Raw genomic sequence first — 15,435 nt, forward strand, 5'->3', positions numbered from 1 at the left:
AAAATTTCCCTCTTAAATAGAAGAAAACATGCCCTAGATTTGTTATAATGAAAGAAAAGAAACCCTAAGGAGCTGACTGATGAATTCGCTTAAATTCCAATCCGTATTTGATATTATTGGACCGGTTATGATTGGACCTTCTAGTAGCCACACTGCTGGAGCTGTTCGTATTGGAAAAATTGTCTCTTCAATTTTTGGAGAGGATCCGACAGAAGTTGAATTTCAGTTGTTTAATTCCTTTGCCAAAACCTATCGCGGCCATGGGACAGATTTGGCCCTTGTAGCTGGTATTTTAGGTATGGACACAGATGATCCAAGAATCCCCAATAGTCTTGAAATTGCTCATGAAAGAGGAATTCGAATCGTCTGGTCTATTCAAAAGGAGAGCAATGCTCCTCATCCAAATACGACGACCATCACGGTAAAAAATGAGCATAAAACCATCTCCGTCACAGGAATTTCCATTGGTGGGGGAAATATTCAGGTAACTGAATTAAATGGTTTCGCAATTTCACTGAACATGAACACCCCAACTATTATTATCGTTCACCAAGATGTTCCTGGGATGATTGCCCATGTTACAGAAGCCCTTTCCCGTTATGATATCAATATTGCCCAAATGAATGTAACCCGCGAAAAAGCCGGCGAAAAAGCTATCATGATCATTGAGGTAGATTCTCGAAATTGTGATGAAGCCATTGAGTTAATCCGTCAAATTCCCCATTTACACAATGTGAATTTCTTTCAATAAGGAGACCCCATGTTTTATTCAATTACCGAACTAGTTGAGCAAGCGACCCTCCATTATGAAGGAAATGTCGCAGAATTAATGATTGCAACCGAGTTTGAACTAACTGGCCGTGATCGAGAAGAGGTTCTGACTCTTATGACACGTAATCTTGAGGTGATGAAAGAATCTGTCCACTTAGGCCTCAATGATCAGCTTTCTCGAAGTGGCTTGACAGGAGGAGATGCTGCAAAACTAGATCGCTATATTCAATCTGGAAAAGCCCTCTCTGACTATACTGTCCTAACTGCTGCCAAAAATGCTATCGCTGTCAACGAACACAATGCAAAAATGGGCTTGGTCTGTGCTACTCCAACTGCTGGATCAGCTGGTTGCCTACCTGCTGTTCTTACTTCAGCCATCGAGAAACTCCATTTAGATAAACACCAACAATTGGAATTCTTATTAGCGGCTGGAGCCTTTGGACTGGTGATTGCCAACAATGCATCGATTTCTGGAGCTGAGGGAGGCTGTCAAGCAGAGGTTGGGTCAGCATCTGCTATGAGTGCAGCAGCTTTAACGCTAGCAGCGGGAGGCAGTCCCTACCAAGCTAGCCAAGCTATTTGTTTCGTCATCAAAAATATGCTAGGCCTGATTTGTGATCCTGTTGCAGGACTAGTTGAGGTTCCTTGTGTCAAACGAAACGCTATGGGAGCGAGTTATGCATATATTGCAGCGGATATGGCTCTGGCAGGAATTGAATCCAAAATCCCTGTTGATGAAGTCATCGATGCTATGTATCAGGTCGGATCAAGCCTACCAACTGCCTTTAGAGAAACGGCTGAAGGTGGTCTGGCAACTACTCCAACTGGGAAACGACTACAACAAGAAATTTTCGGAGAGTAATCTATGAAGTATATATTTTTCGACTTGGATGGGACCTTAGTCGATAGTTCCGAAGGTATTGAGACCACCTTTCTACACACTTTTAACCTGCTGGGGGTTCCTGCACCTGATAAAAAAACGATTCGAACCTTTATGGGCCCTCCACTCGAGGTTACATTTACAAACCATGTTCCAAAAGAACTTGTCACAAAAGCTGTAGAAATCTATCGTACCTATTACAAAGAAACCGGCCAACAGCAAACCCATCTCTACCCAGGTATCAAAGAACTCCTTCATCAATTGAAGGAATTGGATTACCACTTATTCATCACCACCTCTAAGAATCAGGAAGTGAGCCTCGAAATAGCCCATTCACTAGGAATTGGTGATTACTTTGAAGGGATTTATGGTTCTATCCCAGGTTCCATGCACAAAGCTGATATCATTCAGCGTGTACTGTTGGATCATGAAATTCCAAAAGGTGAGGCTTGTATCGTTGGGGATACTAAATTTGATATCATTGGAGGAAAAACCATTGGCATTCATACAATTGCAGTCAGTTGGGGTTTTGCACCTCTAAATCAATTAAAAGAGGAAACTCCTGATACCATCATAGACTCTCCCCTAGATTTACTCACTTATTTAAGTTGATAAAGAGGTTTACAATTTTGTAAACCTCTTTATGTATGAAATAACGCTAGGGTAAGAGTACACATCGGTCATCAACGTTGACGAATACTATCGTACCTCTTTACAATTCTTTCCCACACTTGTCAAGATAAGAAACAAAATAAAAAGAGGGTTTCCCCTCTTTTTTAGTATCCCCAAGCTGAAAGTCCTTGGTTTGAATAGGCATTATAAGCTGCTTGAATTTGATCGTCAACTGTAGCAGTTGAACCCCAACCTGGCATTGTTTGGAAAAGACCACTAGCCCCAGACGGGTTGGCTGCGTTCACTTGACCATTTGATTCGCGAGCAATGATTGCTTCCCAAGTTGATGCAGGAACACCTGTTAATTCAGCCATTCGAGCCGCTGCATAGGATCCAGTCTCTCCAGCAGTATTTCCATTAGCAAGTACAATCCCATTTCCAGAATTCGTAACAACTGGTGCCGCATTATAAGTCGCAGTAGTAGTTGTTTCTGCTGCTACTTGATTTGTAGAAGATCCAGCTGCTGGTTCTTGACTTACTGTGGCAGTATTTACTTTGTTGATCAATGAGTTTGAACGTTCACCCAACTCAATAATTTGACCAGCATGGATCAAATCTTGATTGCTGATTTGATTCAATTCAACAAGCTTTTCGATAGTAGTGTTATTCTTAATCGCAATTTCTGATAAAGTATCACCATTTTTTACTTCGTATGTTTCAGCATTCACTACCACACCAGTAACAAAAAGTGAAAGAACTGAGATAATAGAAGTTAATGTCCATTGGACCTTTTTTGTGTTCATCAATACATTCTCCTTTCGAACATAATACTATCTTACACATTAAATGTTACAGTTAGTTATATTTTATGTTACAAAGGTTACAAAAACATGTATTTTTCATGCAAAAAACGCTATAAATAGCGTTTTTCTTCATCTTTTTAGAAAAAATCCCCTATATGTAGTGGTGGTATTCTAATATTTCAACCAAAAAATGAGAGCACCAACTGCCACTATAGATAGAATAGCTATACTATCTATGGCTTGCCATTTTAACTGTCTGTATCGGCTTCTTCCCTCTCCACTTTTATAACCTCTTGCCTCCATGGCAATTGCAAGAGCATCTGCACGTTTAAAACTTGATGCAAACAAGGGAATTAAAATCGGTATAAAAGAGCGAATCTTTTGAAGGAGATTTCCTTCTCCAAAATCAACCCCTCTAGCTCTCTGTGCATTCATAATGCGAATTGTATCATCCATCAGAGTGGGGACAAAACGGAGGCTCATAGACAACATGAGCCCAATTTCATGAGCAGGTACTTTGATCATTTTAAAAGGAGTTAACAGCTTTTCTACTGCATCTGCTAAGCTTAAGGGTGTGGTTGTCAGCGTTAAAATCGTTGAAAATACAACAATGAGAATAAAACGACAAAAGATCACACCAGCTTGCGCAAGACCTTTATCCGTTACAGTCAAAAAATAAAATTGAAATAAAGTCTTACCGCCAGTCGTCGCAAACAACTGAAAGAGTGTGGTGAATGCGATAATAAAGACCATAGACTTCAAGCCATTAATAAAAAAACGGAAGGGGATCTTAGCAATCAAAATCAAAGCAAGGGCCAATAAAAATAACAGAACATTCGTCACCACATTATTAGCCCAAAACAAAATAACAATTAATAAGAAAAGTCCCAGTAACTTTGCTCTTGGATCCATACGATGGAGAATGGAATTACCTGGTACATATCGTCCTAAAATCATACTATTCATGTCCAATTAACTCCTTAAACTCCTGTAAAGTGATTGGTAAAATTGGCAAAGATAGTCCTTTTTGACGTAAACGCCAAGCAAATTTCGTCACTTTAGGTACACCTAATTGAATATTTTCTAACCCTTCTACATCCTGAAATACGTCCCTTGGGTGCCCAGACCTCACAATTCGTCCTTTTTCCAAAACATAAACAAGATTTGCGTATTCTGCCACATCTTCCATAGAATGACTAACAAGAACGATGGTCATGCCAGCTTGATGAAGTGACGCAAATAGCTTCATTAATTCCCGTCTGCCTGAGGGATCCAAGCCAGCTGTCGGCTCATCCAGTACCAAAATTTCAGGTTCCATCGCTAAAATGCCTGCAATCGCAACCCGTCTCATTTGTCCTCCAGATAATTCAAAGGGACTCCGTTCAAACAACTCTTCAGAAAGACCGACTAAACTCAATTTCTCCTTGGCAATACTTTCAGCTGACTCTTGGTCTACTCCAAAATTTTGAGGACCAAAAGCGACATCTTTTACCACAGTCTCAGCAAAGAGTTGGCTTTCTGGAAATTGAAAGACAAGACCAACTTTCTTCCGAAGGTTCTTTAGCTCTTTTTGAGAGGACTCAGAATCAATCTGTAAATCATTCATTTGCACTTCCCCTCGACTGGGTAAAAGTAGACCATTTAATAATTGGAGAATGGTTGATTTTCCACTTCCAGTATGCCCAATTAGAGCTGTATAAGAACCGCTTGGGATTTCCATATTCACATCAAAAAGAGCTGCACCTTCAAATGGAGTTCCTTCTTGATAGGTATAACTAAGCTGTTTTAAAGCAATTCCCATAATAGTTTTTCTAGCTCTCCTTCAGTCTGATAGGTTTCTCCTACTGGAAAACCTTTTTGATGTAACATGCTTCGCAATCGATTCGCGAAAGGTTCCTCTAGTCCAATTTCATCTAAATCATCTCTAGAAAAGAGTTCTCTTGGAGTCAGATCCAAGGTCGCTTTCCCTTTTTCAAAGAGAATAACTCGATCACTTAGGGAAACTTCCTCTAAATCATGGGTAATAGAAATAACCGTTAAACCGTATCGTTGTTTGACTTCTCGAACCGTCCGAATCAGTTCCAAGCGCCCTTCAGGGTCCAACATACTGGTCGCTTCATCTAAAATGATAATTTTAGGTCGTAAAGCAATGATTCCTGCAATCGCCACCCGTTGCTTTTGTCCACCGGATAACCTAGCTGGTTCACGATCCTTAAACTCATCCATGCGAACCATCTTCAAAGCTTCATCTACTCGTCGAACCATTTCATCTCTTGGAATCCCTTGATTTTCCAATCCAAACGCCACATCATCTTCTACTGTAGCTCCAACAAATTGGTTATCTGGATTCTGAAAAACCATACCAATCTCACTACGTTTTTCCCAAACGTTTTCAGGAGTTAGCAAATCTCCAGAGATATAGATTTCACCCGATTCGGGTTCCAACAAACCATCAATCAAACGAACCACTGTTGATTTACCACTTCCGTTATGTCCGATAATGGATAACCATTCACCATGTTTCACGTGAAACGAAATATCATTTAACTGATGGTGCTCATCTGTTTTTTGGTATTTAAATATAAGATTTCGAACTTCTATAATATTATTCATTTATCTAAAGGTATCTTTAAAGAGGTAGGCACTGCCTTTAAAGTATTCATATCCAGAGTAGACTGTAAAGATTAGCGCAACATAAAGCGTTAGTTGGCCCAATAAATCCCAATGAAAGAGAAGGAAAATAATGGCAAACATTTGTGAGAAGGTTTTAATTTTCCCAGGCATAGCTGCTGGCAAAACAACTCCTCCTGTTTCAACCAATAACAGACGGAGGCCAGTAACAGCTAATTCACGGCAAATAATAACTGCAGTAATCCAAGCCGGAACCATCTTTAATTCAATCATCATAATAAAGGCAGACATGACAAGAAGCTTATCAGCCATAGGATCCGCAAATTTCCCAAAGTTACTCACAACGTTCCATTTACGAGCCAGATAACCGTCTAAATAATCGGTAATACTTGCAACCGCAAATACGATAGCTGCTGCCACATGCCAGACATAACTTTTGCCAAATATTAGCATCACAATAAAAATGGGAATAAACACAATTCGAATCAGTGTTAAGGCATTAGGAATATTTTCTTTTTTCATTCTAGTCTCCTTACTAGTTTACATAATAGTTTACATCTAGTTGACAAAATCGACCTCGATTTAATTCGACAAAATCATTATTCCATTCTATCCCTATTACTTAGGAAAAATAATAAAGTCCGTCATGTCACAAGCGTTGACAAAATCTCGCCCAACCTTTACAACGTCTTGTAAAGATATACTTTGTAAAATTTTTGGAAGGTCAAATAGATTTTCACCCGTTTCAATTGGATTAAATTGAGTGGCGATATAATCCAAGGAATTCAAACCATGTAAAAAATCACCAAACATTTCGCTTTTAATCGTATCCAAATGCTCTTGGGTCACATCGGGATCTTTCTCAAAATTTTTTATGGCTGTTCTGAACTGATGGGATATACTGACAGGTTCAGAAGTGTCCATCGTTAACATCACAAAGTGAAACGAAGATTCTACTTCAATTTCGAGTGTCAAGGAGTTGTCAAGTTTACCAACTTCATAAAGCGACTGAAATCGCTTGGATGTCCACCCAAACATCATTGCAAACAATAATTTTAGGATAATCTTATAGCGATACTGGTAAAGAGGAGAAATTTGATTTCTTCCACGAATTCCAATTGCTAATTTTGGTGAAGCAACTTCCATCCGACTTGTCTCATTTTGAACAACCGGATTTAAGTCTACAGGTGAAATGTGAGGAAGAGGATTTGAAGAAGCCTTCATCTCAAATTCAGAAACAAGGTTAACAAGGCTGTCAAGTTCAAAATTTCCGACAACCACTAATTGCATATTGGATGGTTGGTAGAATAAATCGAAATTTTCCTGTAAACTCTCTTCATCAATTTGAGAGAGAGAAACTGTCGTACCTGCAATATCTTGGGCCAAGGGTGTATCTGGATAGAGATTCGCCAGCGCCCTAAAGAATAATTGGTAGTCAGGACTATCTTGATACATTTCGATTTCTTGTTGAATAATCGATCGTTCCTTCTTTAGAGAATCCTTTGATAGATGAAGAGATTGTGTCATCTCCAGTAACAATCTCAGACTTTCATTGACATACGAGGTAGTCGAAAAAAGATAACTGGTCTGTGTAAAGCTAGTAAAGGCATTACTTTCAGCTCCCAACCGTACAAAATGTTGTAAATAATCTTGACCGTCTTTATCTTCAAATAATTTATGTTCAAGAAAATGTGCAATTCCTGCTGGAAATTCTTTTACACCTTCTATTCCATCCATTGTAAATTTTGTGTCAACTGAACCAAATTTAGTAGAAATGATTGCATAGCTTTCATTAAAATCCGTTTTTGGAATTAAATATAACTTCAATCCATTTTGGAGAGTTGTCTGATAAACACATTCTCCAACAGCTGGATACTCTATTTTCTCCAAATCTTTCTTTATCATTCTCTTCCTTCCATAAAATAGACCGCTTGTAATTTGAGTGATTTGGCAACAGCCATAATTTCATCTTTCGTCACCAGTTGAATGGCTTGAATCCAATCATCAATTGACAAGAACTGTTTTCCTAAAGTGGATTTTAGATAAGCTCTTTCAATCAAGGTGCCAGGTCGATCCTGCGATAATTTTACAGCATTTATTATCATTTCTTTTGTCAAGCGCAACTCTTCACTGGTAAACTTCCCTCTCTTCAAGTCACTCACTTGACGACTCATCAGAGTCATCGTACGGGTTCTATTTTTTCTATCAATCCCTGCATAGATACGCATAAAATGAGAAAAAATATCAAAATGGCTGGAGATAGTATAAGCCAACCCTTCTTTTTCTCGAATGACTGTAAACAATTTTGAGTGAGAGAAAGCCCCCAGTAAACCATTTAAAACAATTAAAGCAAAATGCTCTTTCTCCCCATACTGAACAGGAAAGTGATAACCTAATTCTAAAATAGATTGATGAGTCTCTCGCTGTTCCAGTCCTTCTCTGACAATATTTGAGAAAGATTGTGTATAAAAAAGGTTGACATTAGATTTACGAGGTTGTAAACCAAAGTTACTGATCTTTTCAATGACCGCTAGTTCATTGAAATCCCCCATAAAGAAAAAGTCAATCAGATTTGTTTGAAGCATTTCTTGAAATGCTTGATAAGCTGACTTTTCATCCTCATTCTGAATCTGCTGGACACTTCCATACTTACTTAGTTTCATGTCAGCTTGATCATAAAACAACCGATTCAATTGTTGGTGAGCATAATAAAAATGATTTTCAATTTCTGCTTCTAGTTCTGTGATAAGATTTTTTTTCTCTACTAAAAAAGTTTCTGAATGAAAGCATCCATTTTCTGCAAGAGGAGCATTAAGAGATACCTTTAATAGATCCAACATCTGATCTGTCAAGACATTTTTCTTGCTCAAAAAAGCATCACGGACATAGGATAAATTAATATCAATGTAGTGTGTTTGGCCACGTTTGGAAACAGAAGTAGAAAAATTGGCTCCATACAAGTTCGCCAACTGTTCTCTAAATTGCTGAGAAGTTGGGTAAAGTTGATTGGCTGTTTCTATCATGCGTGAGGCTAGAACCCGTCCTGCTATTGTTTCTTCAGAAAGGGGGGCCGAGAATCGTACTTTTATCTCATTGGTCTTAAATTTTTCTGATTTTATAAAATGGATTCGAACACCAGTAACTAATTCCATCGTTATCCTCGTTCTAACAAATATTACTCTTCATTATATCACGAAATCCCAGTAAAATCTTTCCTAGACAGATTAAAAAACGTTTACACTGACTCGCCCTATCTTAGGTTTTTCATCCTTTTATGGTATAATAACAATCATTGAGGTGAACTATGAATTATAAACTTTTTGATGAATTTATCACACTACAAGCCCTATTTAAAGAACTGGGAATCATCCAAAGCGGTGGAGCTATCAAAGCCTTTTTACTGGAAAATCAAGTAGAGGTCAATGGAGAAGTGGAAACCAGAAGAGGACGTAAATTACGAGTAGGAGATAGTATCGAAGTCATTGGTGATAAGGAAATCATAACGATTGCACAACCAAGTCCAGAAGAAATGGAAGACTACCAAGCGGACAAGCTAGAAAAAGAACGCGTTGCTCAATTGGTGAAGAAATTAAACAAAGAACAGAAACAAAAAAGAGATACAAAACCAAAAAAAGAGGAAAACAAACGGAAACCCGTTCGTTTCCCAGGGACATAATATGTGGCTTAAATCCATACATATTCAGAAATTTCGAAATTATAAAGAAGTAGATCTCCAATTCCACTCTGGTTTGAATATTTTCTTAGGCCAAAATGCTCAAGGCAAAACCAATCTCCTTGAGTCCATCTACTTTTTAGCCTTGACCCGCAGCCATCGGACTCGTTCCGATAAAGATTTAATTCATTTTCAAGAGGAACAATTTACCGTTTCAGGAGTGGTAGAAAAAAAGACCGGCTCTATCCCTCTAGAAATTTCCTTATCCTCAAAAGGAAGAGTCACTAAAGTGAACCACTTAAAACAAAGCAAGTTATCAACATATATCGGTAACATGAATGTGGTTCTCTTTGCTCCAGAGGATTTACAACTCGTTAAAGGATCACCTGCTCTTCGTCGCAAGTTTATTGATATTGATTTAGGTCAGATGAAACCCGTTTATCTATCGGATTTAACAGCCTATCATCATGTTTTAAAGCAGCGAAACAGTTACTTAAAGACGGCGAACACAGTAGATCCAACCTTTTTAGATGTATTAGATGAACAATTAGCAGATTATGGTAGCCGAGTCTGCATCCATCGGAAAGATTTTCTTAAAAAATTGGAAAACTTTGGCAAGGAAAAACATTTTGAAATTTCCAATCAAGCCGAAAAACTCACCATTCGGTATGATTCCTCCATTCCTTTTCAAGATGAACAAACGCTTCGCCAATCCTTTCTCACCTTGCTTCGAGAAAATCGGACCAAGGATCTTATCAAAAAAACAACCAGTGTCGGTCCTCACCGAGATGACATTAGTTTTTACATCAATGACATGAATGCGACTTTTGGTAGCCAAGGTCAGCACCGCAGTGTTGTTCTTTCATTAAAACTGGCAGAGATTTCATTGATTGAATCCTTGACGAATGAAAAGCCTATTTTACTCTTAGATGATGTCATGAGTGAACTTGACAATAATCGTCAACTACATTTACTAGAAGTTATCTCTCGTGACATCCAAACATTTATTACAACTACAACCCTAGATCACCTAAAAGACTTGCCTGAAGACTTAAAAATCTTCAATATTCACTCAGGTCAAATTGACGAATAATTAACAGCATTGTCAATTTCAATTTACATCTTTTTGACACAACAAAAGAGAGTGGGACAGAAATCGGTCATTCGTTAGAATTCGATTTCGTCGTCCCACCTCCGCACAGTTGAGTAGGGCTATAAAAGCTGATGAAATCAGCGTAATAGAGCCCACTCAACCACTGCGTCTTGCTCGACAATCCAAAGAAGATTGAGAGGCTAGGACTTTTGTCCCAGCCTCTTTTTCTTTTTTATTGAACGGAGTAGTTTGGTGCTTCGTTGGTAATTTGAACATCATGTGGATGGCTTTCTTTCAAACCTGCCCCGGACATTTCAACAAATTGCGCATTTTCATGCAATTCTTGAAGGTTGGCAGCTCCAACATAGCCCATACCAGAACGAATACCACCAATCATTTGGAAAACGATATCGGCTGCTGATCCTTTATAAGCAACCCGACCTTCAATTCCTTCTGGAACCAATTTGTTAGCTTCATTGACAGAACCCTGGAAGTAACGATCACTAGATCCCTTCTTCATAGCTGCAATGGATCCCATTCCACGGTAGGTCTTAAATTTACGACCTTGGAAAATTTCAGTTTCTCCAGGAGCTTCGTCTGTTCCAGCAAACATGGAACCAAGCATAACTGCATGACCACCCGCAGCCAAAGCTTTCACAATATCACCGGAATACTTGATACCACCGTCAGCAATGATTGTTTTTCCATATTCACGCGCAACAGCAGCTGCATCATAAATCGCTGTAACTTGAGGAACCCCAACACCAGCAATTACACGAGTTGTACAGATTGAACCAGGTCCAATCCCAACCTTAACGACGTCAACACCTGCATCATAGAGAGCACGCGCTCCCTCAGCTGTAGCAATATTACCTGCGATCAAAGTGCGATCTGGGAAGTGAGCGCGAATTTCAGCAATCTTACGAAGAACCCCTGCAGAATGACCATGGGCCGTATCGATCACAATCGCATCCGCACCAGCTTCAAACAATGCTTCGGCACGCTCAAATGTGTCAGAGGTAACACCCACCGCACCTGCTACTAAAAGACGACCAAATTCATCTTTAGCTGCATTTGGAAACTCAATGACTTTTTCAATATCCTTAATGGTAATCAAACCTGACAAACGACCATTCTCATCTACCAACGGCAATTTTTCAATACGGTGTTCTTGGAGAATCCGTTCAGCAGTTTCTAAATCCGTGCCAACTGGTGCAGTTACTAGATTCTCGCTCGTCATATGATTTGAAATTGGTTGATCATAATCAGAAATAAAACGTAAATCGCGGTTGGTCAAAATCCCAACGAGTTTACGATTTTCCATGGTTTCAACAACAGGTACACCACTGATACGGTACCGTCCCATGAGTTCATCGGCTTCAGCAATGGTATGTTCAGGTGTTAAGAAAAATGGGTCAATGATAACGCCGTTTTCAGAGCGTTTTACTTTACGAACTTCATCTGCTTGTTGGGCAATGGACATATTTTTGTGAATAACGCCAAGTCCTCCAGCACGCGCAATGGCAATGGCCATTTGGCTTTCAGTGACTGTATCCATCGCAGCTGTGATGATTGGGATATTCAACACGAGGTTATCCGCCAATTTTGTACGAAGATCTGCATCGTTTGGTAATACATGACTTTCAGCTGGAATGAGCAATACATCATCGAAGGTATAACCTTTTTTCAAAAATTTAGTGTCCCAATTTGACATTCCCATTTTCCTCTTTTCTTTCTTTTTGAGCCAAGCTCGTCTTTTTTGATTGATAATATCATACCATTCTAAGATAATTTGTCAATCATTTGTACAATATTTCAAAAAGAGGTGTTGGAACCTCTTTTGAATCATTTATTTTATTAGATCATCTTCACATCAAGAGCTTATTTGAAATAGTTTAAGCCCATAGCAGTCTTGACTTGATCAAGCGTTTCTGCTGCAACCGAACGAGCCACTTCACTACCCTTTTGAAGCATGTCATAGACTTGTCCCATATCTTTAGCAAATTCAATCCGCCGTTCGCGAATAGGACCCAACTCTCTCTCTAGAATCTCTAAAAGATAGCGTTTGGTTTTAACATCACCTAAACCACCCCGTTGGTAATGGTCTTTCATGTCTTGAATAGTCGCCTGATCTTCTTCTTTTCCAAAAACATCCAAATAATGGAAAACCATATTTCCTTCAATTTTTCCTGGATCTTCGACACGAATATGCTCAGGGTCTGTGTACATACTCATCACCTTTTTCTTCAAGGTGTCCATATCATCCGCTAAATAGATGCCATTCCCAAGAGATTTAGACATTTTGGCATTTCCATCCAGACCAGGCAAACGACCCGCCGCCTCATTTTCTGGGAAAATTCCCTCTGGTTCAACCAAGACATCACAATGATAGGCATGATTAAAAGAACGGACGATTTCACGTGTTTGCTCAATCATGGGCTTTTGGTCGGTCCCAACAGGTACCAGATTGGCTTTAAAAGCGGTAATATCTGCTGCTTGAGAAACAGGATAAACCAAGAAACCAGATGGAATAGACTCTCCGAACCCTTTTTGAGCAATTTCTGTCTTAACGGTTGGGTTGCGTTCCAAACGTGAAACAGAGACCAAATTCATGTAATACATGGTCAATTCCGCTAACTCAGGGATTTGACTCTGAATAAAAATGGTTGATTTATTTGGATCCAATCCTGCTGCTAAATAGTCTAGAGCAACGTTTCCGATGGATTCGACAATGGTTTGTGGGTCTTTAGCATGATCCGTTAAGGCTTGCTGGTCTGCTAAAAAGACAAACATCTGATACTTGTCTTCGTTTTGCATAAGAACTCGATTCTTCAATGAACCGACATAGTGTCCAATATGGAGTTTCCCAGTCGGGCGATCTCCAGTTAAAATAATCGGCTTGGTCATTTTTCTTCCTCCCTGAAGTACAAAATAAAAGCCCACGCATAGCAAAAACTATGCGAGGGCGTCTGAGACACGGTGCCACCTCACTTAGAACAACATGTGCTGTTCTCTCTAGCTCATCACAAATGAGCTGCACATAAGGCCTGCTAGCCGAATCTCTATTGGTTCAGATTCTATTTGAATATCAGTCCATTTCATGCTAGTTCGTTGCTTATTTTCAGCGACCATAAGCTCTCTAAAAAACGAATCTAGACTACTCTTCTGATTGATTTTCATTATATAATGACATCAAGGGAAAGTCAAGTTATTCTCTCTTTTATCATCCATAATCATCTCCCTCGACTGCTTAAGGGTATTCATTGAAAAATCAAGCGTTTTCTAGTAAAATAGGCTTATATAGACAGAAAAAGAGGAGAACTATACGTGCTAACAGTTACTGACGTCTCACTACGTTTTAGTGATCGTAAACTTTTTGATGATGTCAACATCAAATTTACAGAAGGAAATACCTATGGTTTGATTGGGGCCAATGGTGCTGGAAAATCAACCTTTTTAAAAATCTTAGCTGGAGATATTGAACCAACAACTGGTCACATCTCTCTTGGACCAGACGAACGTCTTTCTGTTCTTCGTCAAAATCACTTTGACTACGAAGATGAGCGTGCCATTGACGTCGTTATCATGGGAAATGAAAAACTTTATAGCATCATGAAGGAAAAAGATGCTATCTATATGAAGGAAGATTTTTCAGATGAAGATGGTGTCCGTGCAGCAGAGCTTGAAGGAGAATTCGCTGAACTAGGTGGTTGGGAAGCAGAAAGTGAAGCTTCACAACTCCTCCAAAATCTGAATATTCCAGAAGAGCTCCACTACCAAAATATGAGCGAATTGACTAATGGAGATAAAGTGAAGGTTCTCCTTGCCAAAGCTCTCTTTGGTAAACCAGATGTCCTTCTTTTGGACGAGCCAACCAACGGTCTTGATATTCAATCCATTACCTGGTTAGAAGATTTCTTGATTGATTTTGAAAATACTGTTATCGTTGTATCCCACGACCGTCACTTCTTGAATAAAGTCTGTACTCACATGGCCGACCTGGACTTTGGAAAAATCAAACTCTATGTCGGTAACTATGATTTCTGGAAAGAATCATCTGAACTGGCTGCCAAGTTGTTAGCAGATCGTAATGCCAAAGCAGAAGAAAAAATCAAACAATTACAAGAATTTGTGGCTCGTTTCTCTGCCAATGCTTCAAAATCTAAACAGGCAACTTCGCGTAAAAAGATGCTTGACAAGATTCAGTTAGAAGAAATTGTCCCATCCAGTCGGAAATACCCATTTATCAGCTTTAAAGCTGAACGAGAAATCGGGAATGATTTGTTGACAGTAGAGAACTTATCTGTAAAGATTGACGGTGAAACTATTCTTGACAACATCAGTTTCATCTTGCGTCCAGGTGACAAAACAGCTCTTATCGGACAAAACGACATCCAAACTACTGCCTTGATCCGCGCCATTATGGGTGAAATCGAATATGAAGGAACTGTCAAGTGGGGTGTCACAACAAGTCGCTCTTACTTACCAAAAGACAATTCAGCTGACTTTGCAGGTGGCGAGTCAATTCTTGACTGGCTCCGTCAATTCGCAAGTAAAGAAGAAGATGACAATACCTTCCTTCGCGGATTCCTCGGACGCATGCTTTTTTCTGGAGACGAGGTTAACAAGCCTGTAAACGTCTTGTCAGGGGGAGAAAAGGTGCGCGTGATGCTTTCAAAACTCATGCTTTTGAAGTCAAACGTTCTTGTACTTGACGATCCTACAAATCACTTGGATTTGGAATCTATTTCAAGCTTGAACGATGGATTGAAAAACTTCAAAGAATCGATCATCTTTGCCAGTCACGACCATGAGTTTATTCAAACTCTTGCCAACCATATCATTGTTCTTTCAAAAAATGGTGTCATTGACCGAATCGATGAAACCTATGACGAATTCTTAGAAAACCAAGAAGTTCAAGCAAAAGTCAAAGAACTTTGGAAAGACTAAGAAATCACTCAAAATGATCAAA

At 39.2% G+C, this 15,435-nt stretch carries 15 protein-coding genes and 1 other annotated feature; of the genes, 6 read left to right on the top strand and 9 right to left on the bottom strand.

Annotated elements, in window-relative coordinates; all coding sequences use genetic code 11:
• Window positions 1–79: 79 nt before the first annotated feature.
• Genes sdaAB through D8785_RS05125 form a run of 3 tightly spaced genes read left to right on the top strand, consistent with a single transcriptional unit; the run spans window position 80 to window position 2,263 of the window.
• Window positions 80–751: an L-serine ammonia-lyase, iron-sulfur-dependent subunit beta gene (gene sdaAB, locus D8785_RS05115; RefSeq protein ID WP_023024775.1), complete on the top strand. Its 672-nt coding sequence runs from the start codon at window positions 80–82 to the stop codon at window positions 749–751.
• A gap of 9 nt (window positions 752–760) precedes the next feature.
• Window positions 761–1,633, top strand: coding sequence for an L-serine ammonia-lyase, iron-sulfur-dependent, subunit alpha (gene sdaAA, locus D8785_RS05120; protein ID WP_125374697.1), 873 nt, complete (start codon window positions 761–763; stop codon window positions 1,631–1,633).
• Window positions 1,634–1,636: 3 nt separating this feature from the next.
• Window positions 1,637–2,263 carry an HAD hydrolase-like protein gene (locus tag D8785_RS05125; protein ID WP_125374698.1) on the top strand — a complete coding sequence of 209 codons (627 nt, stop codon included), beginning with the start codon at window positions 1,637–1,639 and terminating at the stop codon, window positions 2,261–2,263.
• Between the two features lie 164 nt (window positions 2,264–2,427).
• Here the strand turns inward: D8785_RS05125 and D8785_RS05130 are convergent, their stop codons facing one another.
• The 7 genes from D8785_RS05130 to yfmF all read right to left on the bottom strand — a co-directional run bounded on the left by D8785_RS05130 (window position 2,428) and on the right by yfmF (window position 8,849).
• Window positions 2,428–3,066, bottom strand: coding sequence for a LysM peptidoglycan-binding domain-containing protein (locus tag D8785_RS05130; RefSeq protein ID WP_125374699.1), 639 nt, complete (start codon window positions 3,064–3,066; stop codon window positions 2,428–2,430).
• 171 nt (window positions 3,067–3,237) lie between these two features.
• Window positions 3,238–4,032, bottom strand: a complete 795-nt coding sequence (locus D8785_RS05135; RefSeq protein WP_125374700.1) for an energy-coupling factor transporter transmembrane component T family protein — start codon at window positions 4,030–4,032, stop codon at window positions 3,238–3,240.
• Entirely contained in the window at window positions 4,025–4,867 is an 843-nt protein-coding gene (locus tag D8785_RS05140) for an energy-coupling factor transporter ATPase (RefSeq protein WP_125374701.1), read from the bottom strand. The genes D8785_RS05135 and D8785_RS05140 overlap by 8 nt, the downstream gene beginning before the upstream one ends.
• Window positions 4,852–5,679 carry an energy-coupling factor ABC transporter ATP-binding protein gene (locus D8785_RS05145; protein WP_125374702.1) on the bottom strand — a complete coding sequence of 276 codons (828 nt, stop codon included), beginning with the start codon at window positions 5,677–5,679 and terminating at the stop codon, window positions 4,852–4,854. The genes D8785_RS05140 and D8785_RS05145 overlap by 16 nt, the downstream gene beginning before the upstream one ends.
• Entirely contained in the window at window positions 5,680–6,219 is a 540-nt protein-coding gene (pgsA, locus tag D8785_RS05150; RefSeq protein ID WP_125374703.1) for a CDP-diacylglycerol--glycerol-3-phosphate 3-phosphatidyltransferase, read from the bottom strand. It abuts the gene before it with no gap.
• 96 nt (window positions 6,220–6,315) lie between these two features.
• A complete protein-coding gene (gene yfmH, locus D8785_RS05155) occupies window positions 6,316–7,602 on the bottom strand; it encodes an EF-P 5-aminopentanol modification-associated protein YfmH (protein WP_125374704.1) in 1,287 nt (428 codons plus the stop codon).
• Window positions 7,599–8,849: an EF-P 5-aminopentanol modification-associated protein YfmF gene (gene yfmF / locus D8785_RS05160; RefSeq protein ID WP_125374705.1), complete on the bottom strand. Its 1,251-nt coding sequence runs from the start codon at window positions 8,847–8,849 to the stop codon at window positions 7,599–7,601. Before yfmF ends, yfmH begins: the two co-directional genes overlap by 4 nt.
• Before the next feature lie 152 nt (window positions 8,850–9,001).
• Between yfmF and yaaA the strand changes: the two genes are divergently transcribed.
• Window positions 9,002–9,373: a S4 domain-containing protein YaaA gene (gene yaaA, locus D8785_RS05165; RefSeq protein ID WP_125374706.1), complete on the top strand. Its 372-nt coding sequence runs from the start codon at window positions 9,002–9,004 to the stop codon at window positions 9,371–9,373.
• A 1-nt stretch (window position 9,374) separates the two neighbouring features.
• A complete protein-coding gene (gene recF, locus D8785_RS05170; protein WP_125374707.1) occupies window positions 9,375–10,463 on the top strand; it encodes a DNA replication/repair protein RecF in 1,089 nt (362 codons plus the stop codon).
• A 232-nt stretch (window positions 10,464–10,695) separates the two neighbouring features.
• Here the strand turns inward: recF and guaB are convergent, their stop codons facing one another.
• Window positions 10,696–12,177 (bottom strand): IMP dehydrogenase, encoded by a 1,482-nt coding sequence (gene guaB / locus D8785_RS05175; protein ID WP_040803190.1) that lies wholly within the window; start codon window positions 12,175–12,177, stop codon window positions 10,696–10,698.
• 167 nt (window positions 12,178–12,344) lie between these two features.
• Window positions 12,345–13,370: a tryptophan--tRNA ligase gene (gene trpS, locus D8785_RS05180; protein ID WP_125374708.1), complete on the bottom strand. Its 1,026-nt coding sequence runs from the start codon at window positions 13,368–13,370 to the stop codon at window positions 12,345–12,347.
• Window positions 13,371–13,421: 51 nt separating this feature from the next.
• Window positions 13,422–13,646 (bottom strand) — a binding site (T-box leader).
• A gap of 144 nt (window positions 13,647–13,790) precedes the next feature.
• Between trpS and D8785_RS05185 the strand changes: the two genes are divergently transcribed.
• Window positions 13,791–15,413, top strand: a complete 1,623-nt coding sequence (locus D8785_RS05185) for an ATP-binding cassette domain-containing protein (RefSeq protein WP_061564539.1) — start codon at window positions 13,791–13,793, stop codon at window positions 15,411–15,413.
• Window positions 15,414–15,435: the final 22 nt, after the last annotated feature.

It is taken from the genome of Streptococcus australis (assembly GCF_003943615.1).
GTDB lineage: Bacteria > Bacillota > Bacilli > Lactobacillales > Streptococcaceae > Streptococcus > Streptococcus australis_C.